The sequence below is a fragment of the Yersinia sp. 2545 StPb PI genome (genome assembly GCF_052217125.1).
Classification (GTDB): Bacteria; Pseudomonadota; Gammaproteobacteria; order Enterobacterales; family Enterobacteriaceae; genus Yersinia; species Yersinia enterocolitica_E.
The window spans coordinates 120974-143252 of record NZ_JAZGPY010000001.1; the positions used below are offsets into that span (position 1 = coordinate 120974).

Here is a 22279-nt window from a genome sequence, read left to right on the forward strand (position 1 = left end):
CCAAAAGATGGGCCTTGTATTTTTATAAAAAAAAGCATGATGTTAGTTTGTATTTATCGAGAATTAAGTTAAATGAATGTAGGATAAATGTACTAACACAGGCAAATAAAAAATAAAATTCCCACTCCGTTGTAGGAATTTTATTTTTTATCTGTAGGCTAAAATACTGGGTGTTTGGGATTGATTACCCCCCAAAATGGAAATGGATTATTTTATTCTTTAAAATAAAAACATAATAATCTGCTAAAATGATCTTAATCCACATTAACGATTACTTTTCTATATGTAGACGATCTAAAAATCTTCGGAAAAGACAGTATTCGGTATAATATACTGCAAACCAATATTGCTTTCAGACCATTGATCTGTGATATCGATGTTTACTAGATGAATCGATCGCGTATACTTTAATCCATAGCAAGTGAGCACAGCGACAAGGATGTTTCAGGTTTCTAAGTCGCTTAATATACAGCACGGACATTGTGAATATTAGAAACTCGCTTTACTCCCGCTCTTAAAAGATATTTAAAATATCGTTTTCGCTACCTAGTATATATATTGAGCTTCGACATTTATTGGATGGTTGAAAAAACTCATTACTGGTCTTATTGCCCAGCAGCGATAAATAAATATCTAATGGATTCTTGTGGAATAACCACCACCAAATTAACACAACAGTACTGAGTTATTTAACTCATACATCTATTATTAATTGGAAATATAAATGAAAAAGTTAGCTATTATTGCCTCAATCGTTGCTGCATTCGCGGGTGTTAACGCTGCTCAAGCCGCTTCTACCGGTACCATCACCTTTAACGGTGAACTGACAGCGTCTACTTGTGACGTATCCGTCGACGGCCAGGGTGCAGACGCAACAGTGGTACTGCCAACTGTCGGTACCAACCAGTTGACTTCTGCTAACCAGGTTGCTGGTAGCACAGGCTTTAACATGGCGCTGAGCGACTGTGCTGGCACCCTGAAAACAGTTTCTGCTTTCTTTGAAGCAGGCCCAAGTGTCGATGTGGTTACCGGTCACCTGAAAAATGTAAGCGGTACTGCCGGTCAGGTTAGCCTGGAACTGCTGGACGCGTCTAACGCCATGACGCCAATTAAAGCCGGTAACAGCAACCAGACGACCAGCACGACTTATATTGATGCTTCTACGGGTTCTGCTTCACTGCCGTATGCGGTTCAATATTATGCTGATGGCGCAACCACTGCCGGTACAGTTATCAGCAACGTGGTTTACTCTATTCAATACAAATAAGTATTAACGAGTAACATATAAATTTTAAAGGGCAGATATCTGCCCTTTTTGACGATAATAACTAAAATTAAAGCATGCACACATTCAATAAGTGTCGAGGTTGTTATGAACAGCACTAACCGTCTTTTATTAACAGTATTTTCAGCCTTGTTCTTGATTCTATTTGTCGGACGCTCTGTTCAGGCCAGTGTGGTTATTACCGGCACCCGGGTAATTTATCCGGAAAAACAAAAAGAAGTGACGGTAAAGGTTAATAACACCGGCACCGGCCCGGTGGTATTACAAAGCTGGATTGACAATGGGGATGTGAATGCCCGCCCGGAAACCTTGAAAGTGCCTTTTGTGCTTACGCCTCCAATCAATCGCGTCGAGCCAAATAAAAGCCAGACATTACGCATCAGTTATACCGGAGCCTCTTTACCCACAGATAAAGAATCGGTGTTTTGGTTGAACGTATTGGAAATTCCCGCGAAAGTGGATTCGGGTAGCAGTCAGAATTATTTGCAGATGGCGTACCGCTCCCGTATTAAATTGTTTTTCCGTCCCGCAGGGTTAGTGGGTAATGCGAATGATGCTGCACAATCTTTAGTCTGGACCAAAGTCCCTGGCGGACTTAAAGCCACCAATCCGACACCGTTTCATGTTTCTTTGGTCACGGTGGGGATAACGGGCAGTAAAACAGCGCCGGTTGAAGGCCAAATGATTAGCCCTAATAATTCGCTGACCTTTTCGTTACCGGGAAATACCGCCGGCAATAACGTTGATTTTGAATTTGTTAATGATTATGGCGCACTCAATAAACTGAGTCAGCCCATTAAACCTTAATTTAATTTATATACAGCAGTTATACACAGCGTCCGCTGGTTATCTCGTGGGGGCGGAATACGTCTGTACACTACGGAATAATTGAATAATGAAACACCCTGCAATGCCTTTTTCAGCAGAACGGCGTACCCGCAATGTTGGTTTAACACCCGTTGCGGCGGCGGTTATTACCGTTTTTTTGTCACCAACTGTTTTTGCTGTTGATAGCATTGGAAAAACAGAGAGTACTGTATCACTTGAGCCTAATAAACCTCAGGCGGTGGAGTTTGACAGTATTTACTTAAATACCGAACACGGTGGTTCCGGCATTGATTTAAGCCGCTTCTCGAAAGGGGGCAGCGTGTTACCCGGCACTTACCGGGCTGACATTTATTTAAACAATACCCTGATTGGCAATGAGAATGTGGAATTTAAGGCCCGCGACGATAAAAGTGTCCATGCCTGCTTATCCTCGTCGGTCATTGCCAGTCTTAATCTCAAGACAGAAGCATTGCCGCCTGAATCACTGGCCCCGCTGAAAAAAGAGGACGGCTGTGTTGATCTGGCGTCGCTGCTCCCCGATGCCCAGGTGGCTTTTGACAGCGGCGAACAACGGCTGGATATCGCTATTCCCCAGGCATTGTTACTCCGTACCGCCCGTGGCACCGTCAACCCCGCGTTGTGGGACAGCGGCGTGACATCAGGGATGTTGGGCTATTCACTCAATGGCTACAGCTCCTCCGCCAACGGACAGACATTTAACTCGGCTTTTGCCGGGATTAACACCGGGGTAAACCTCGGCTCATGGTATTTCCGTCATAACGGCTCGTATAACTGGCAAGAAGACGGTGACAGCAAATACACCAGTATTAACAGTTATGTGCAGCGGGATGTCCCGGCTGCGCTGGGCCGGGTGTTGCTGGGACAATCCAATACCACCGGGCAGTTATTCGATACCGTGCCTTTCACTGGAGCACAATTCAGCACCGATGACCGCATGTTGCCAGAGTCCCTGCGTGGCTATGCGCCGGAAGTGCGCGGGATTGCCCGCACCAATGCGCTGGTGACCGTGCGCCAGAGTGGTCAGGTGTTGTATGAAACCACGGTTTCACCGGGCGAATTTATCATTGATGACCTCTATCCGACCGGTTACGGCGGCAATCTGGATGTCACGGTGCGTGAAGCCGACGGCAGCACACAGAATTTCCAGGTGCCGTTTGCGGCAGTGGCGCAATTGCTGCGCCCCGGTTCGCAGCGCTACAGCCTGACGGTGGGTAAAGTGCGCAATGATTCGCTCTCCTTTACCCCGGGTCTTTATCAGGGAACCTATCAGCGTGGTCTGAATAACAGCATTACCGGTTATACCGGGGCGCAGGCCAGTGAAGACTACTATGCCGTGCAGGTCGGGACTGCGTTCAGTACCCCGATTGGGGCGGTGGCGATCGACGTGACCCAGGCCAATACCCGCCTGCGTAACGGCAATGAAAGTGGCCAGAGCTATCAGGTTAGTTACAGCAAGGTGATTGCTGAAACCAACAGTAACCTGAGTGTGGCGGCGCACCGCTTTTCGACTCAGGGCTATCTCGATTTCGCCACGGCGATGCAAACCCTTGATGCCGAACGTCAGGGCTATGACGCCAACAGTATCTACCGGGCAAAAAACCGCTTAACCGTGACCGCCAATCAGGGATTACCGGACGGCTGGGGCCAGATGTATATCAGTGGTTCTTTGCAGGATTACTGGAATAAAGGTGGCAGTGACCAGCAGTATCAGGTGGGTTACAGCAACAACTATAAAAGCATGACCTACGGCGTCAGCGTGAACCGCAGCCGCTCCGGGTTTGGCGAGATGCAAAATACTTATCTGGTCAGTATGAGTTTCCCGTTGGGGCGTAATGACCAGCAGAACGTGCCGCAAATGCGACTGGAAATGAACCGCAATGGTCAGGGCAACTGGGGCGAACAGGCATCGGTTTCAGGCAGTGCTGGCGAGCAAAGCCAGTTCAGTTATGGGGCAACCGCCATGAACAGCAACGGCGGGTCGGGGGCCAGTGGCAGTGTCAATGGTCAGTACCGCGGTTCTAAAGCCACCAGTATGGCGTCTTACGGTGGCGGTCGCGACTATCAGAGTGGCTCGGTCGGCATTTCAGGCAGCATGATTGCCCACCCCGGCGGCGTGACATTAACGCCGTACAGCAGTGAGACCTTTGCGGTGGTGGAAGCTAAGGGCGCTGAAGGGGCCGAAGTGTCCGGTTACTCCGGCGTGAAAATTGATTCACGGGGTTATGCCGTGGTGCCGTATCTGAGTGCCTATCAGATGAATGAGATAACCATCGATCCGAAGGGGACCTCTTATGACGTGGAGCTGGAATCCACCAGTCAGAAAGTGGCGCCGAATGCCGGTGCGGTGGTGATGGTGAAATATAAAAGTACCAAGGGCTATCCGATATTGGTGAACGCCACCCAGTCAGATGGCGAGCCGGTGCCGTTTGGCGCACAAGTGTTAGACACCAAAGGTCAGGTAGTGGGTTCTGTCGGTCAGGGTGGGCAGATTTATGCGCGGGTGAGCGAGGAGCGTGGCCGTTTGCAAGTCAGTTGGGGTGAAGGTACCGGCCAGCAATGTTACCTGAACTATATTCTGCCGCCGCAATTAGCCAACGGTAAAGCCAGCGCGATGATGCGGTTTACCTCGACCTGTGTGCCCCAAGGACAAGTCAGTGAGCATCGAGCCATCACAAACTGAGAAGAACGGCATACAGAACTAAAGGGGGAATAACCTGTGCGTAAAGTATATTTAAATCAATTTTGTGTTCTGTCGATGACCGCCAAAATAGTGAACGTAATGCGTAGTTGTGCCAAAGGTGAACGAATGAAAAAAATAATACAAAGTATCGCCGGGCTTGTTTTACTCATGATGACCAGCCATAGCGTTTGGGCTGAGGTGGTTTGTGCGCCGCTGAATGGGGCCCCCCGCACGGATACGGTGCAACTCACTCCTCCGGCGATTTCAGCCGGTGCAGATATTCCAGTCGGAACGGTGATTTATCAGGGGCGCTGGAATAGTGGATCCACTGGCCTTAGCGTGATGAAATGCACATCCCCAGTAGATACCACTATGTGGCTCAATATTGCATGGGGGATTGAGCAAGCCCCTTTGCCACTGGCTAATTGGACGGGTAGCCCCTTTAGCGGTGCGGTATATCAGACCAATATTCCGGGTGTCGGGATTGCCATATCCCGGAACAACAACGCTGATGCAGCTATTTTGGGCCAGGCTAACTATCAATTCCCTGCCGATGTACAAAGTCCGGTAGCGGGTGGGTCTTATGAACCTTTCCTGAATGGCAGAACCGTCTATGTCTCATTGATCAAAATCGGCACGATTACACCTGGAAATTATAGTCTTGATGCGTCAACACTGCCGTCTGCCAGTATCTCTATTGTTAACCCACTGACTCACTCTGCAACAACAGGGCTTCCGGTCAAAGCTAATGTGATCAAGTTTCAGGGGCAGTTAACGGTCTCTGCCCAGACTTGCACGACACCGAATGTGAATGTGAACATGGGGAGTTATGAGAAGCGGCAATACTTTACGGCTATTGGTGCTACGACGCCGTGGATAGATGCCTCGATTATATTGACAAATTGTCCTACTTTTTATGGCTTCTATAATGCGAACAATAGCACGCTGATGTTTGATTACAGCACCGGCACGGGTGCTGTAGCAACGTCAACCAGTAACAGTATTGGTGTGCGATTAACACCCACTAGCAATGTTATTGATTCGACAAGTGGAGTAATGGCTATCGATTCAACAGTATCAGGAGCCGCATCGGGTGTAGGCATACAAATCGGTTGGGGTGTGAGCAACCAGACGCCAACACTCTTTAACTTTGCCGCAGAACAAACGTTAACGCTGCCAAAAGATGGCAGTTCTACGATACGCGTTCCACTGGTGGCTCGCTATATTCAAACAGAAGCGAACCCCATGCCAGGTAAAGCGAATGGTAAAGCCGTATTCTTGATCAATTACTATTAACTAAATTGTTGTATCAAATTTAATTAAATTAATAACATGGCCTTTATGGGAGGCGAGGTGCCGCTGAAGATAAAGCGGCACCGTTGCAACGTTGGTTTTGGTGCTTACCAAAAAACGGGTTGAGGTAACCGGTGGTATTGGCCATTCGCTGGCTGCTCCTCTTGGTCTACAGATTGTGCTGGTGTAATCACTGCAATATGGCTAGATATCAGAACTTTCATCTATGCAGGAAATATCAAGATATTATCTTTTCTTATATTAATTAACCTTAATTTTTAATAAGAAATATCCGTCACACCTTGGTTCGGCGTGTATATCCACTAATCCTTTGCCCACAAGAAAATAGCAAATATCATCTGTAGTGTAAAAGTGATTAAAACTATCAATAATACCCATATGAAAATATTGGACTAGGATGTATTTGCCTTATATTCGCTTGTACCTACAATATTATTGCCTACCACGTCAAGACTATTTATCCCTCACATTATCCTCTTTAAAATAGCGACAATCCCTTGCTATGCCTACGTTGCAGCAGAATTATTACAGACGAGAGACATTGGTTAAAACTATTTACTTTGAACCATGTCACATAAATGGATATTGGTTTTATTAATTTCAAACTATCGGTCATGGATCTCGGAACTTAATATCAAAATAAATAGAATTATGTTTCATAAATGTCTTTTGTATTTATCATAATAATACTTATCTTTATTAAAATAAGGGAAATTGGAATGAAATTTAAATTACTATCTCTGGCAATGGCATCACTTATCAGCACTAGCGCAATGGCGGTAACTATTGACTATCGTCATGAAATGCAAGATCAAAGTGGTAACACCCACAAAGATCGTTTATTAATGTCACATCGTTTTGCAAATGGCTTCGGTTTGTCACTGGAAGGCAAGTGGAAAGGAGCTCAGGACAAAGATAAAGCATTTAATGAAACAGTCAGCAATGGTACTGAAGTCGTTGCCAGCTATGTATACAAAATTGATAATACATTTTCTATTGAACCAGGTTTCTCATTAGATTCAAGCTCCACAGCCAATAGTTATCGTCCTTACCTGCGAGGTAAGGCTAATATCGTTGACGACCTCTCTGTTTCCTTCCGTTATCGTCCTTATTACAAACGCACCAGCGCCAATATTAATACGCCAAAAGATACATCTGAAAATGGCTATAATCTGACGAGCGTGGTTAGCTATAAATTCTTTAAAGATTATCAATTAGACTATGAGCTGGACTACAAACAAGCCAATAAAGCTGGGGTTATACTGGCAAATAACGAGAACTACGATTGGAGCCACGATTTTAAATTGACTTACAAGTGGGATAAAAACTGGTCTCCTTATATGGCAGTGGGTAACGTTGCTGGCAGCAAAAATACCAACGAACGTCAAACCCGTTATCGCGTTGGGGTGAAATACAGCTTCTGATCCATTATTGAAATAATCAGATTCTGACCTCAGGGGGTCACACCTCACATAACGATTTTTGACAGGTAGCAAGTAATGAAAAAAAGAGCGTTATTCTTGAGTATGGCAGCGCTGGCAACGCTGTATATACCCGCTGGACAGGCAGCGGATACCGATCGTCTCACTGTCGTGAAACAGTATGTCGATAACGTGTTAAGCAAAGCTTCAGATACTTACCACGGCGATAAGCCCAGCCCGTTATTGGCGGATGGTGTTGACCCCCGTACTGGCCAACAAATGGAATGGATATTCCCCGATGGCCGTCGGGCTGTGTTATCAAACTTCTCAGCACAACAAAATCTGATGCGTGTCATGAGCGGCCTGAGCCAGCTTACTCAGGACGCCCGTTACCAAAAACGCGCTGAAGATATCGTTCGTTATCATTTCCAAAATTATCAGGACCCGAGCGGCTTACTCTATTGGGGCGGCCATCGCTTTGTCGATTTGAAAACGCTGCAACCAGAAGGGCCGAGTGAAAAAGAGATGGTGCATGAACTGAAAAATGCCTATCCCTACTATGACCTGATGTTCAGTGTTGATAGTGATGCCACTGCCCGGTTCATTCGTGGTTTCTGGAACGCCCATGTTTATGACTGGCGTATTCTCGAAACCAGCCGCCACGGCGAATATGGCAAACCAATGGGGAAATTATGGGAAAGTAAATTCGAGCAACAGGCCCCCTTCTTTGCAACCAAAGGGCTTAGCTTCCTCAATGCAGGTAATGATCTGATTTATTCCGCCTCTCTGCTTTATAAACATCAGCAGGAGCCAGAGGCATTAGTGTGGGCTAAGCGTTTGGCCTCGCAGTATGTATTGCCACGTGATGCGAAAACCGGTCTTGGTGTTTATCAGTTTACCCAAGCTCTTAAACGGGAAGAGCCAACAGATGACGCAGATACCCACTCCAAGTTCGGTGACCGCGCCCAGCGTCAGTTTGGCCCAGAGTTTGGCCCAGCAGCATTGGAAGGCAACATGATGCTCAAAGGGCGCACCAGCACGCTTTATTCTGAAAATGCGCTGATGCAACTGCAACTGGGTAAAGATCTGGGCAATCAAGGGCAGGATTTATTGAAATGGACCGTGGATGGCCTAAAAGCATTCGCGCAATATGCTTATAACGATAAGGACAACACCTTCCGCCCAATGATTGCTGATGGGCAGGACTTATCCAATTATACACTGCCGCGTGATGGCTATTACGGCAAAAAAGGCACCGTACTCAAGCCGTACAAAGCGGGCAACGAATTCCTGATTTCATATGCCCGTGCTTATGCCATTGATAATGATCCACTGTTGTGGAAAGTGGCTCGCGGTATTGCAAACGATCAGGGGCTGGGTGATCTCGGCACAGCACCGGGTAAAGAGGTGAAGATCAAGTTGGATACCACCAACAGCGATCCTTACGCATTGTTTGCTTTGTTGGATCTCTACCATGCCAGTCAGGTGGCGGAGTATCGGTTATTAGCAGAGAAAATCGGCGATAACATCGTTAAAACCCGCTATATCGATGGTTTCTTTATGGCTTCACCGGATCGTCAATATGCAGATATAGATGCCATTGAGCCTTACGCTTTATTGGCGCTAGAGGCTTCACTACGCAATAAACCACAGGCAGTAGCCCCTTTCCTGAATGGTGCTGGTTTTACTGAAGGTGCTTACCGAATGGACGACGGTTCAGCCCGGATCTCAACCCGTGATAATGAACTGTTCTTGCTCAATGTGGGTGAGAAGCTGCAACCGAACGGCCGTAAATAGTCCCGACAGCGGCCCGTGCTGGGGCCGCTGTTGGTAAAGTGCCGGGCAGTGGCTTCCCAGGGTTGCTTGTCCCGGCGCTTTCCTCTCGGGTTTCTGTGTCGTGATAAAAAGGATAGGTTGATGAAAAAACAGGTTTTAGCCACTCTGGTGTTAGGTTCGTTGTTCTGCGCATCGGGTTATGCCGCGCAGATTGTTGCTGTCACTGCATCGGGTTATGACAGTGAGAAAGGCCATGTTCCGGCGAATATTGCCGACGGCGATGTAAAAACGCGTTGGGCAGCATCGGGAGATAGCTGGATTCAACTGGAATTGGATAAAGCGCAATCCATTGAAAATATTCTCGTGGTTCCATTTAAACCCACCGAACGCAAGCTGAAGTTCTCCATCGCCTATTCCAGTGATGGGAAGAGTTGGCAGCCGCTGGCGCAAGGGCTGGAAACCTCTACGGCGAACAAAAGCGGTGAGAAGCTGACTTTTACACCGGTGACAGCCAAATATATCAAGCTGGACACTTTTGGCACAGATATCAATAAGTGGAGTGCCATTAACGAAGTCGCCATTAACAGTGCTGCCACCGCGCCCACCCGGGCAATTAAATAAGCCTACTGGAAATGGCTAACTCGCCCCCTTGACCAATCATCCTTAAAGGGGGCTATTGCTGCAATACATCGGCTGTTCACGTCGTTCAAAAACCTTCTTTTTCCCCGACACACCATCCCGATTATTTATCTCATTTCTACCCCTTCTGCGGACTAATCATTTTGGTTAATTGTCTGGTTGATCTGTCTGTTTTTCCGTTGTTGCTCTCGCTTGAAGCGTTTCAGTTCTTAATTTCGTGTTAAGGGTGCAATCCAGTGCAACTAATAATTTCCATATTGTTATGAGGGTGTTATTTTCCGCGCAAGCACGGATAAAAAAGAAGTGTCACTCAATCATCACAAAGAGTTAAGCGACAGGCTGCCGTGTATTTACCCAAAAGGACATAGTCATGAAAGTTTCAATATTTAAAAGTCTTTATTTTCAGGTGTTAACGGCGATTACCTTGGGCGTATTGTTAGGGCACTTTTACCCTGACCTCGGCGCTCAGATGAAACCTCTGGGTGATGGATTTGTTAAACTAATTAAAATGATTATCGCACCCGTGATTTTCTGTACCGTGGTTACCGGTATCGCGGGCATGGAAAGTATGAAGGCCGTTGGCCGTACCGGTGCGATTGCACTGCTCTATTTTGAAATTGTCAGCACCATTGCACTATTGATTGGGCTGGTGATTGTTAACGTGGTGCAACCCGGTGCCGGTATGAATATCGACCCGGCAACTTTGGATGCCAAAGCAGTTGCACTTTATGCCGAACAAGCCTCGCAACAAGGGATTGTGCCATTCTTGCTGGATATCATCCCAGGCAGTGTGGTGGGCGCGTTTGCCAGCGGTAATATTCTGCAAGTATTGATGTTTGCTGTTCTGTTCGGTTTTGCCCTGCACCGTTTGGGTGAAAAAGGTCAGCTCATCTTTAATGTTATCGAGAGTTTCTCCCGCGTTATCTTCGGTATCATCAATATGATTATGCGCCTGGCGCCGATTGGTGCTTTCGGTGCGATGGCCTTTACTATCGGTAAGTATGGTGTCGGCAGCTTGGTGCAACTGGGGCAGTTGATTATTTGCTTCTACGCGACCTGTATTCTGTTTGTGGTGGTGGTGCTGGGGTCAATTGCGAGATTCAATGGCTTTAACATCTTCAAATTTATCCGCTATATAAGAGAAGAACTGCTGATCGTATTGGGGACGTCATCTTCTGAGTCCGTGCTCCCGCGCATGCTCGATAAGATGGAGAAAGCAGGGTGTAAGAAATCGGTGGTGGGGTTGGTTATCCCGACCGGTTACTCCTTTAATCTGGACGGCACCTCTATCTACCTGACCATGGCGGCAGTGTTTATTGCGCAGGCGACCAACACCCATATGGATGTTATTCATCAGGTCACATTACTGGTAGTACTGCTGCTCTCCTCAAAAGGTGCGGCCGGTGTGACAGGCAGTGGCTTTATTGTGTTGGCGGCGACCATCTCTGCGGTTGGGCATTTACCACTGGCCGGGTTGGCGCTGATTCTGGGTATCGATCGCTTTATGTCCGAAGCTCGCGCCCTGACTAACCTGATAGGTAACGGTGTGGCAACTATTGTGGTTGCCAAATGGTGTAAACAACTGGATAACGACCAGTTGCAGGCGGTGTTATCAAACAAAACACCACCTAACAGTGAGATAAAAAACGGTCTTTCTTCTTCGTAGCATCAAGTGCGAAAGATATAACCAAGATTCAGTCGATTAGTACGACCAAATCACTACCGGTGGCTTGCTGTCACCGGTAGCACCTCTGCACTATAATCGCGAAAATAATGCCCCGCGATCCATTTTCTGGTGTTAAATACCCTTTAGCTACTATTTTTTACTCTGTTGAGTGACATCGGCAAAAGCATGCGGTCTAACAGAATGGTACACTGCAACCTCCGGTTTTCACGGTGGCGTTGACCGTTGATTTTTCGCCTAATAATGACGGCAGAGCGATCAGTTTGTGATGGCTGGACTGGGGTTATTAAAGCTGGATTGGTTTATGCATGTCTTTATGGCTGCCATATCGATGGCGCTGACAAGTTAAACATGGGCTGTTCGGGTGAAAACACGACTGGCTGGTGTAAATTTGTATCGTTTTAAAATTGGATAGTTTATTAAGTAGGGGTTCACATGCAGGGCACCAGAATTCGTCTCATAGTTGGTGGATTATTGTTGGCTGCCGCCAGCAGTAATGTGCAGGCTGAAGCACTACAACCCGATCCTGCTTGGCAGCAGGGGAAGTTAGAAAACGGGTTCTCATGGCAGTTGCTGGCTACGCCGCAACGCCCAAGCGATCGGATCGAGTTACGTCTAGTTGTTAATACTGGCTCATTATCTGAAAGCGCACAGCAAGTTGGCTTTGCCCATCTGCTACCACGCCTGGCATTAATGAGTAGCGCGAGTTTTACTCCCGCCCAACTTCAGTCGCTGTGGCAACAAGGGGTCGATAACGAGCGCCCGTTGCCACCGGCCATTACATCTTATGATTTCACGTTATACAGCTTAAGTTTGCCCAATAACCGCCCCGACCTGATGAAGGAAGCGCTGGCCTGGTTATCTGATACCAGTGGCAAGCTGGCTGTAAATGAACAAACCGTTAATGCAGCACTGAATGGTGCCACCGATCCTATTGCCACTTTCCCGCAAAATATTCAGGAACCTTGGTGGCGTTATCGGCTTAAAGGTTCTTCTTTGATTGGGCATGATCCGGGTCAACCTGTGGCGAAGCCGGTCGATGTCGAAAAGCTAAAACAGTTTTATGAACAGTGGTACACCCCGGATGCGATGACGTTGTACGTGGTCGGAAACGTGGATAGCCGCAGCATTGCCGCCCAAATTGGTAAAGCGTTCTCTGAGCTGAAAGGGAAACGCGCGACACCTGCACCGATTGCGATGTTAGCGCCATTGCCGCCAGAGCCGGTAAGCCTTATTAATGAACAAGCGGCACAAGATACGCTATCGCTGATGTGGGATACCCCATGGCATCCTATTCAGGATTCCATCGCATTGAGCCGCTACTGGCGCAGTGATTTGGCGCGCGAGGCACTGTTCTGGCATATCCAGCAAGTGTTGGATAAAAGTGATCAGAAGAACCTGAAGCTGGGCTTTGATTGCCGGGTGCAATATCAGCGTGCGCAATGTGCTATCCACTTGAATACGCCGGCTGAAAACCTGACGCCAGGGATGAGTTTTGTCGCCCGTGAACTGGCTAGCTTGCGCGCTAATGGCCTGAGTCAGGCTGAGTTTGATGCGTTGATGGCGCAGAAAAATGATCAGCTAAGTAAGTTGTTTGCAACCTATGCCCGGACTGATACCGACATTTTGATGAGCCAACGTTTGCGTTCACAGCAAAGTGGCGTAGTGGATATCGCCCCGGAACAGTACCAGAAGTTGCGCCAGGCATTCTTGTCGGGTTTGACGCTGGCTGAGCTTAATCAGGAATTGAAACAGCAGTTATCGCAAGATACCACGTTGATTCTGACGCAGCCGAAAGGCGAGCCAGAAGTGAATGTGAAGGCATTACAGGCGGCGTATAACGCAATTATGACACCCCATACGGTGGTGCCAGAGGATGCCACGCCAACAGTAGCGGCAGCGGAAGCAGCACCACCAACACCGACCACTGCGCAGTAATCAAAAAAGCCCGGGCGGTATGTGCCGGGCTTGTCGTTAATGAAATGAATTCATGACGATATGAAGCAGCAGAGGCGGACCGTAGCGACGTCAGTCACCGGCCGCCTGAACCTGTTGGCGAGTATCAAACTGCTGGCATTGCTGCCAGTGGAATGATAGCACCACGATATTGAATCACCGTGCTGGCTGTTAAATGGCCACGTACTGCTGCGTCGTGGGCGCTACCGCCCGTTAAGCGAACCGCCAGATAGCCCGCACTGAAGGAATCCCCCGCAGCAGTGGTATCCACCACTTTCTCTTTCGGCAGTTTGACCGCGGGAACATCATATTGATGGGCTTCAAAACCGTCTTTTACCCAGACGATACACGAGTCCGCACCACGCTTGATGATAATCTCGCTCACGCCCAAAGCCTGAGTGCTTGCAATCACCTGTTCCAGTGGCTTCTCGCCCCACAGCATATCTTCATCATCCAGTGTCAGGAACGCGATATCCGTACAGGCTAACATGTCACGGTAGGCTTCCTGAGTCTCTTGCTTGCTCTGCCACAGGCGTGGGCGGTAGTTGTTATCAAAGATAACTTTGCCGCCGTTGGCACGACAGGCGCGCAGCAATTGCAGCAGACGCTGGCGCGATGCGCTGTCCAGAATGGCCAAACTGATCCCACTAAGGTACAGATAATCAAATTTTTCCAGCCGCTGGCAGATTTCATCGGCTGCCGGGCTGGTCAACCAGAAACGGGCTGCGGCATCATTGCGCCAGTAATAGAAGGTTCGCTCACCGGTGTTGTCGGTTTCGATGAAGTACAGACCCGGCAACTTATTATCCATACGCTGAATAAGATCAGTGTGGATTTGTTCTTGCTGCCAGGCAGCCAGCATCTCTTCACTGAAGTTATCAGTCCCCAATGCGGTCACGTAATGTACATTCAAAGCCTGCTTTGATACCTGACGGGCAATATACACCGCCGTGTTCAGCGTATCACCGCCAAAACCCCGGCTAAGATCGGTACCTTTTTGTGACAGTTCAATCATGCATTCGCCGATAACGGCAATATTTTTGCTGGTCATGGAAAGCGGCCTATTTCTGAATGATGAGTCAGTGATGGGAATGATATTGGGTTATCCCCGGCTAACTTGACGTTGTAGCGTTGTTTGCAGCCGTGCTACAACGCCAATGACTTTGACTATAGTCTCACTGCTGGCTTGGTCGGAGTCAATAGTATTAAAACGACGTTTTAAATTTTTTATGATGTAGGTCGGGAAACTGACAAGTTTCCCGCCACTCAGAACAGAATTATGATGATTTCCGCAGTTCGGTGACGCTTTGACCACCAATACCCCAGTTATCAGTGTCCACTTCATCAATCACGACGACCGTAGTCGCGGGGTTTTTACCTAAGGTATCGACTAATAGTTGGGTGACTCCGGCAATTAGCTGTTTTTTCTGCTCCGCCGTCGCTCCTTCGCGAGTAATTTTAATATTTACATAAGGCATACAGACCTCCATTAACATTAATGGCATTATTGAGTTAACTACTGTAGATGGCTTTAATGTACCGTGCCAGCCCGCTTGGGAACGATAATCTGTCATGCCGCTATATAAAGTTCTGGTCGCTCGAGTCGATAACATCTCCAGAAAGAAAACCGTTTACCACAGGATGCAATCAGGCTGGCAGCGATATACACTGCCATTACTGTACGGTGTCTTGCAACATGGCGACTAAACTGATGATGACCAATAAAGTATCAGGTTTACTTGCGCCATCCTTTGCCGCTATTGATCGAAATAAAGGACAGAGCTTCTGGCGGCAATGTCAGCGTCGGTACACTTTTCAACCTATCTATCGTACATCTGGTGCGTTGCTGGCAATTGAACTGCTCACGGCTGTTTTTCATCCTTCATCCCCGGATACACGTTTAAATCCAGAGGATTACTTCAGTGCTATTAGTATCCGCGCTCGTTTGGATGTAGTACTGGAGCAGTTGAATATGATTAAGCAGTGGCACGCTATATTTGTTCATCACTCGGTACTGGTTTCGATCAACATTGATGGACAGGCATTGATGGCGATGCAAGATGATCTGCAAGCCAAATTGCTAATCGATGCTATGCCCTATATTCGCTTTGAATTACTCGAGCACGTTGATACCTCCCTTGATACTCCTTTTGCGCGTATTGCTGAAGCTGACCGACTCTGGTTGGATGATTTTGGCAGCGGGCTGGCGAATTTCACTTCATTTATCAGTTGGCGCTATGAGTACATCAAAGTCGCCAGAGATTTATTTATTGTGTTGCAAGAAAGTGAGGTTGGAAACCAACTGTTCTTCACCTTGGTCACCTTAATGGGGCGCTACTGCAAAGGGGTTATAGTTGAAGGGGTTGAGACCTCGCAGGAGTGGGCCATGGTACAACGCTCTGATGCCGCAGCCGCACAGGGTTATTATCTGTCCCGGCCAACTTCATTTGATAGATTACAGACGCTGCCTATGTTGTTTTGTGGTTAATCTTCTCTGAGAAAAAGCACTTCCCTGCCGTGTTGCCTCTGCGCATCACCGGATTCAACTGCCCAAATAATGGATTCTGAACCATCATCGACTATGGTTAGTGTAGTCTTCTGAATCCGCATTATTAATCAGTTAGCTATTTTTATGGCTGATTTTTCGATTAAATTACCGCGAACTGACGTCCATTAAATACGCGCCTGGTGTCGGATTTAGCTTTATCTATTATGAGTACGGGCATGGAGCTGTTATGACAAAAACCGGAAAAGTGCTGACAGGTGTTGGTGGACTTATCGTGCTGCTACTGGCGGCGACGGTGATTTTCGTGATGACTTTTGACTGGAACCGTTTGAAGCCAACCATCAATGAAAAAGTCTCTGCTGAGTTGCAGCGGCCGTTTGCTATCCGTGGCAACTTGGGGGTGGATTGGTCACGTAAAGGGGATGAGCCGGGTTGGCGCGGCTGGATACCATGGCCACATATTCATGCTGAAGATTTGGTGTTGGGTAACCCGTCAGATTTAGTCAGTGATAAAACAGATAATAAAACTAACACGCTAGCCACAGATTTTCCGGCTGGGGAAATGGTCACGTTAAAACGGGTTGATGCCAGTATTGCGCCGTTGGCTTTATTGGCACAGAAAGTGTGGATCCCTCGTATCTGGCTAACACAACCGGATGCCAAGCTGCTTCGTCTGGCTAACGGTAAGAATAACTGGACCTTCAATCTGGCCAATAGCCCTACGCAGGGTGAGGCACCTTCTTCATCTTGGTCAGTGAATATTAACGATATTGTGTTTGATCGCGGTGAAATAACCCTCAGTGATGCCATTCTGAAAGCTGATTTGCACGCCGTGATCGACCCACTGGGTAAGCCATTGCCGTTTGCTGAGGTGACCGGTACTCGTAATGAGACAAAGGATAAACAGGTCACGGATAAGGCGCAGAGTCATACGCCAGATTATGTTTTCGGCTGGAAAATTGACGGTAAGTATCAGAGCCAGCCACTCACCGGCAGCGGAAAAATAGGCGGCATGCTGTCGATGAGTGATGCGAGCGTACCATTCCCGTTGCAGGCTGATGTGCGTTCTGGCTCTACCCGTGTGGTGGTAGCCGGTACCTTAACCGACCCTGGAAATCTGGCGGGATTAGATCTGCAATTGAAATTCTCCGGTGCCAGTCTGGACAACCTCTATCCCCTTATCGGTGTATTGCTGCCCGCGACCCCGCCTTACAATACCGATGGCCGCTTAATTGCCAGCCTAAAGCAAACTGGTGGCGCAGTTTATCGCTATGAAAACTTTAACGGTAAAATCGGTGACAGTGATATTCACGGCAGCCTGACCTATACCGCCAGCCAGCCACGGCCGAAATTAACGGGCAAAATGTCATCAGAAAAATTACGTTTTACTGATTTAGCCCCCTTGATTGGTGCTGACTCCAATCAGGAAAAGGCCAATCGTGGTGAGCGAAACCGGCAGCCTGCAAACAAGGTATTACCGACAGATAAGTTTGATACCAAAAGTTGGGGAGTGATGGATGCAGATGTTACGTATGCGGCTAAGCGTATCGAACGGGATAAATCATTACCTTTGAATAATCTGTCTACCCACGTGGTACTCAATCAGGGTGAGTTACGACTCGATCCACTGCGTTTTGGCATGGCGGGCGGTAATCTTAATGCCACTTTGCGGCTGAATGGCAACAAAGATCCGATGACCGGCAAGGTTGATTTGCATGCCCGTCGCCTGCAATTGAAAGAGCTATTGCCACAGGTACAGGCGATGCGCAACAGTCTGGGGCAGTTGAATGGCGACGCATCATTTACCGCTACCGGTAACTCAGTGGCTGCGTTGCTGGCAACCAGTAATGGTAACCTGCGCTTGCTACTGAATCAGGGGCTAATCAGCCGTAGCCTGATGGAGTTGTTGGGGCTGAATGTGGGTAACTATCTGGTGGCGAAGCTGTTTGGTGATGATGAGGTGAAAATTAACTGCGCAGTGGCCGATGTGCAGTTGCGCAATGGATTGGCAACACCGCGCCTGTTTGTTATTGATACCGAGAATGCCATTATCAACATTACCGGTAATATCAACTTTGCTACTGAGCGGTTGGACTTATCGGTCAATCCAGAAAGTAAAGGGCTGCGTATTCTGACCCTACGCTCTCCGCTGTATGTGAAAGGAACATTTAAACAGCCTGATGCTGGTGTGAAAGCGGGGCCGTTGATCGCCCGTGGTGCAGTTGCTGCTGTATTGGGTGTCGCACTCACACCTGCTGCGGCCTTGCTGGCACTGATTTCGCCCAGTGAGGCTGATGAAAACCAGTGCACCCCTTTCCTGCAAAAGATAAAGCAAAAGAAATAGAGCAATAAAAGATCTATCGCCAGGCTAATGGGAGCCGGTAAATCAATCAATTTGAACAGGGTAGCGGCTGGGCAGTGAGAGCGAGTAGCTAACTGCCCGGCCGTTTAACTCTACGAAGAAGAGAGCAGCGGCGGCGGCGGTGGAGATAGCAAATTACAGTCGTGATCCTGCAATTCTTCCACGGATGCACGGTGCAGTTTCGTCAGGCTCGCCTGGCTTGCCAGTAGTAAAAATGCCCCATCAGGCAATGCGGTCATGGCTAAACCATAGCGGCCCATACTATCTTTCGCTCCAGCCACCTCATCGGCTAACAGGCGGAATGCACCTGAGTGCTGCAATTCAGCGGCTGTTGTGCGCCGCACCAGATAGTCATGACCTAACAGACCACCTGGCAGGGGCTGCCACTGCTGACGGAAGTTTGCTTCTTGCGCCGCCAGCGCCGCTTTTACCTGTGGTTTCAGGCAAGAAATATGGATATGTAAATGATCCTGACTACGCCCGTATTTTGAATTAATGGTCAGTGAGATATCCGCATCATCAATTGGTGCGCCATATTTATCGGCCATAAAGTGACGGGCTTGCCAGGCATCAAGGAAGTAGTTTGGGTTGCTGCTCGTTAACAACTGTGGGCTTTCCATGCCGCTGATTTTAGCGGTCGGCATCAACAAATACTGCAATGGCCCAACATTTGATTTATACACCACAAAACCAGCCGGTATGTCAGCCGCGACACAAGGCTGCGGGCTATGTTCTGCGACCATATGGGGAACACATTGCTGGCTGACGATTTTCCACAGTTCATCCGCATTGCTAAAACGCAATTTATACACTGTGGCCAGCACCGCAACTGCGAGTAATATCAGTAAAAACCACGGTTTTTTTATATAACGCGACACGGATAGCCCTCTGTTTTTGATAACGGCGGCCAGTGTAGTGATAAGTCAGCGAGGTGAGCAAACGCCATAATGCTTATTTATCATTAATGGGGTATTGACCCTATCTGGTTGGGCTTATTGGGTGGCCTTGTTTCCCCCGCCTTGCGGTAAGGTTTCATCCTCAGCGTAGTGGGCTGTGGCTATCCAGGCGGCACAAAATAACGTTAGCCGGGCAAAAAAGTAGAAAAACGCCATTAAACCAATAACGGAGCCAAAAGCCGCCCCGGACGGCGAACTGGCAAGGCGTGGTAGCATCATCGTCATGACAAACTTAATTATCTCAAAGCCGATAGCGGCAATCAGGGTGCCGCGCAGTAACGCTTTTTTCTTAGGTTTATGGCGCGGCAGAATCCAGAATATCCATAAAAATAACAAATAGTTAGCCGCAATAGAGATCGACAACGCAATCAATGTCATAACGGGCCGTAACCAATCAATTCCCCCCAATCCTAATGCATCAACAATGGCAGATTGTGCAGCACCGGCAATTGACGTCAGTGACAGGGTGATAATCAGTGCGATAACCAACCCGGTCAGCGAGATAAAATCGCGGGCATAACGGTAGTAGAACTTTTCCTGATCCTGTGGATTACGCTCCCACACATCCCGTGATTGAGCACGAATCGCCTCGCGTAAGTTCCCCATCCAACTGATACCGGAATACAGCGCAATCGCTAAGCCAGTCAAGCCGACGGTGGTGCGCTGCTGGATTGCGGTATTTACCGTGTTTTTAAGTGTAGCGGCCAGTGTTGGATCACTGATGGTATTGACAATTTTATTAATTAATTCAGCTAATAAGTCAGGATTAGACGCCAGGACAAAACCGACTGCGGCGAAAGAAACCATCAAAATAGGGATCAGTGACAAAAAAGAAAAATACGTAATAGCTGCACCAAACTGGCTGCCCATCCGGTCATTAAAGCGATCGGTGGCACGGATAATATGAGCAACCACTGGGTAAGCTTTGATGTGGTTACTCAGCTGGGTCATATAGGAAATGGCTTTTTTACCGGTTTCAATCCCCGCCGCCAGTGGGGCTGAGTTGTCTTTCGGTGCGTTCGGCATAATTCTCCTCAGTGGCCTTAATCCATGCCTTATGCAGATGATTATTCTACAAAATATGATACAAAATGGCAGCAACCTGTTGATAATAGCAGAGTCGACGTCTATCACAACCTAACCAATAGTTATGCCAGGGTGTCGGTCGGGATTCTGTATGACCACGGATATCTCGATAGCTTATGTGTGCTCAATCATCATCACCGCAGTGGTATCCACGGCCAGTGCTTCAAAAATATGTTCCACATCAGCAGAATAGCTAATGTAGTCTCCTGCGTTTAACTCAACTGCTTGATCAACTGGGCCGATTCTGGCTTTTCCTGAACTGATAATCACATGTTCAATGGTACCGGGCATATGTGCTCGGGAGCGCCTGAGTTCACCGGGTTGAACATTAATCCGATAGATATCCCGCTGTACCCCTGTGGGGCAGGCAGCCAGCAACGTCGCGGTGTAGTTCGCCTGTTCAGAAACCGCAGTAATCCCTTCATTGGCCCTGATCACCTGAACATGCATGCGCGGCTGGGCGATAAGCCGACTGACCGGAACATCCAGTGCCATGGCTAACGACCACAGTGTTTCCAGACTGGGATTACCGGCTCCACCTTCCAATTGCGATAACGTCGATTTCGCGATACCTGCACGCTTTGCTAATTCCGTTACCGTCAGCCCTAACTTCTCACGTTCCCGGCGAATAGAGGCAGAAAGCAAGCCAATCGGGGTTGCTGCATGGTCTGAGTTATCGGGTATAAAGTGAGTCATTGTTCACCATATCATTCATTTGTTCATCTTGACGAACGACTGATTGTCGTTCACCATAATAGTCACTTGTTCATTTTAATGTATTGTCTGTTGAGTGCCAAGCACTCAAATACAAAAGCATCCTGGCAGCGATTACGGAGAGAGAATGATAAAAATGAAAGCTCGCGGGGCCATGGAAATGGTCGCAGCTATGCTTATTTCCGGTACTGTGGGCTGGCCGGTTATCGCATCAGGGCAACCTGCGGTAACGGTTGTGTTCTGGCGCTGTGTATTTGGTGCATTCGCCATGTTTATCGCTTGTGCCATGCTGGGTTTACTCAAACGCGGTGTGCTCACGCGACAGCATATCGTCATTGCAGTTATCGGTGGTATTACGCTGGTATTGAACTGGGTTCTACTGTTTGGCGCTTACTCTTATGCCTCCATTTCGATGGCAACCGTTACCTACCATACTCAACCCTTTATGCTGGTTGGGCTGGGGGTGCTGTTTTTTGGTGAGAAATTAACAGTAAATGCGCTCTGTTGGTTGCTGGTCGCTTTTGGCGGGATGCTGTTTATCATTATCGGGCAACCGGGGGCCATCACCTCAGGTTCTGACTACCTCTTCGGCATCATTATGGCGCTGGGGGCGGCATTTATGTATGCGGTAACGGCCGCGATTATCAAACGGCTAAAAGGCTTGCCACCACATCTGATTGTACTGATTCAGTTGTTGGTCGGCGCTATTTTGCTGGCACCCTTTGTGTGTTGGTCTGATTTACCGCTATCAGGCAGCACATGGGGATTACTGTTCATTATCGGCGTGGTTCACACTGGGTTAATGTCCGCACTGTTGTACAGCGCGATTCAGAAAATCCCGACCAGTTTGGTTGGCACGTTATCTTTTATTTATCCGGTTGTGGCGATTATTGTCGACTGGTTGGTATTCGATCACCGCTTGAGTCTCGTGCAAATAGCTGGGGCGACCGCCATCCTATTGGCTGCTGCGGGCATGAATTTTGGCTGGAAACTACTAAGGGATCACCCGCGCGAAAGTAAGAAATATTCGCGAGGATAGAATTTAAAACAA

The 22279-nt window shown here is 48.1% G+C and carries 17 protein-coding genes; 12 read left to right on the forward strand and 5 right to left on the reverse strand.

Annotated features, from left to right (window positions below):
* The first annotated feature begins 724 nt into the window (after positions 1 to 724).
* From V1955_RS00470 to V1955_RS00510, 9 genes are all read left to right on the forward strand, one after another.
* Positions 725 to 1267: a fimbrial protein gene (locus tag V1955_RS00470; protein ID WP_083161376.1), complete on the forward strand. Its 543-nt coding sequence runs from the start codon at positions 725 to 727 to the stop codon at positions 1265 to 1267.
* Between the two features lie 105 nt (positions 1268 to 1372).
* Positions 1373 to 2092, forward strand: a complete 720-nt coding sequence (locus V1955_RS00475; protein WP_372568463.1) for a fimbrial biogenesis chaperone — start codon at positions 1373 to 1375, stop codon at positions 2090 to 2092.
* Positions 2093 to 2180: 88 nt separating this feature from the next.
* Complete coding sequence (locus V1955_RS00480) at positions 2181 to 4814, forward strand: fimbria/pilus outer membrane usher protein (protein WP_442820418.1); 2634 nt, start codon at positions 2181 to 2183, stop codon at positions 4812 to 4814.
* A 126-nt stretch (positions 4815 to 4940) separates the two neighbouring features.
* On the forward strand, positions 4941 to 6110 hold the full coding sequence (locus V1955_RS00485; RefSeq protein ID WP_083161370.1) for a fimbrial protein: 1170 nt from the start codon (positions 4941 to 4943) through the stop codon (positions 6108 to 6110).
* Positions 6111 to 6847: 737 nt separating this feature from the next.
* Positions 6848 to 7552: an oligogalacturonate-specific porin KdgM family protein gene (locus V1955_RS00490; RefSeq protein ID WP_083161368.1), complete on the forward strand. Its 705-nt coding sequence runs from the start codon at positions 6848 to 6850 to the stop codon at positions 7550 to 7552.
* 75 nt (positions 7553 to 7627) lie between these two features.
* The gene (locus V1955_RS00495; protein WP_420073287.1) at positions 7628 to 9346 is read left to right on the forward strand and encodes a pectate lyase; all 1719 of its coding nucleotides are present in this window, start codon (positions 7628 to 7630) and stop codon (positions 9344 to 9346) included.
* A 120-nt stretch (positions 9347 to 9466) separates the two neighbouring features.
* Complete coding sequence (locus V1955_RS00500) at positions 9467 to 9946, forward strand: discoidin domain-containing protein (RefSeq protein ID WP_372568467.1); 480 nt, start codon at positions 9467 to 9469, stop codon at positions 9944 to 9946.
* Positions 9947 to 10334: 388 nt separating this feature from the next.
* Positions 10335 to 11630, forward strand: a complete 1296-nt coding sequence (locus V1955_RS00505; protein WP_372560264.1) for a dicarboxylate/amino acid:cation symporter — start codon at positions 10335 to 10337, stop codon at positions 11628 to 11630.
* A gap of 453 nt (positions 11631 to 12083) precedes the next feature.
* Positions 12084 to 13586 (forward strand): M16 family metallopeptidase, encoded by a 1503-nt coding sequence (locus tag V1955_RS00510; RefSeq protein WP_083161360.1) that lies wholly within the window; start codon positions 12084 to 12086, stop codon positions 13584 to 13586.
* A gap of 124 nt (positions 13587 to 13710) precedes the next feature.
* Here the strand turns inward: V1955_RS00510 and V1955_RS00515 are convergent, their stop codons facing one another.
* Together V1955_RS00515 and V1955_RS00520 are read right to left on the reverse strand one after the other, a co-directional pair.
* Positions 13711 to 14655, reverse strand: coding sequence for a sugar kinase (locus tag V1955_RS00515; RefSeq protein WP_442820419.1), 945 nt, complete (start codon positions 14653 to 14655; stop codon positions 13711 to 13713).
* 226 nt (positions 14656 to 14881) lie between these two features.
* A complete protein-coding gene (locus V1955_RS00520) occupies positions 14882 to 15082 on the reverse strand; it encodes a 2-hydroxymuconate tautomerase family protein (protein WP_050086806.1) in 201 nt (66 codons plus the stop codon).
* Positions 15083 to 15300: 218 nt separating this feature from the next.
* Between V1955_RS00520 and pdeH the strand changes: the two genes are divergently transcribed.
* The gene (pdeH, locus tag V1955_RS00525; RefSeq protein ID WP_193784750.1) at positions 15301 to 16092 is read left to right on the forward strand and encodes a cyclic-guanylate-specific phosphodiesterase; all 792 of its coding nucleotides are present in this window, start codon (positions 15301 to 15303) and stop codon (positions 16090 to 16092) included.
* A 247-nt stretch (positions 16093 to 16339) separates the two neighbouring features.
* Complete coding sequence (locus tag V1955_RS00530) at positions 16340 to 18454, forward strand: AsmA family protein (protein WP_442820420.1); 2115 nt, start codon at positions 16340 to 16342, stop codon at positions 18452 to 18454.
* A gap of 110 nt (positions 18455 to 18564) precedes the next feature.
* Here V1955_RS00530 and V1955_RS00535 read toward each other — a convergent pair whose 3' ends face one another.
* The 3 genes from V1955_RS00535 to V1955_RS00545 all read right to left on the reverse strand — a co-directional run bounded on the left by V1955_RS00535 (position 18565) and on the right by V1955_RS00545 (position 21210).
* The gene (locus V1955_RS00535) at positions 18565 to 19350 is read right to left on the reverse strand and encodes a CDP-diacylglycerol diphosphatase (protein WP_442820421.1); all 786 of its coding nucleotides are present in this window, start codon (positions 19348 to 19350) and stop codon (positions 18565 to 18567) included.
* Positions 19351 to 19464: 114 nt separating this feature from the next.
* Positions 19465 to 20454, reverse strand: a complete 990-nt coding sequence (yhjD, locus tag V1955_RS00540; protein WP_372568470.1) for an inner membrane protein YhjD — start codon at positions 20452 to 20454, stop codon at positions 19465 to 19467.
* A 174-nt stretch (positions 20455 to 20628) separates the two neighbouring features.
* A complete protein-coding gene (locus tag V1955_RS00545; RefSeq protein WP_083161348.1) occupies positions 20629 to 21210 on the reverse strand; it encodes a helix-turn-helix domain-containing protein in 582 nt (193 codons plus the stop codon).
* A 148-nt stretch (positions 21211 to 21358) separates the two neighbouring features.
* Between V1955_RS00545 and V1955_RS00550 the strand changes: the two genes are divergently transcribed.
* Positions 21359 to 22267, forward strand: coding sequence for a DMT family transporter (locus tag V1955_RS00550; RefSeq protein ID WP_372569836.1), 909 nt, complete (start codon positions 21359 to 21361; stop codon positions 22265 to 22267).
* Positions 22268 to 22279: the final 12 nt, after the last annotated feature.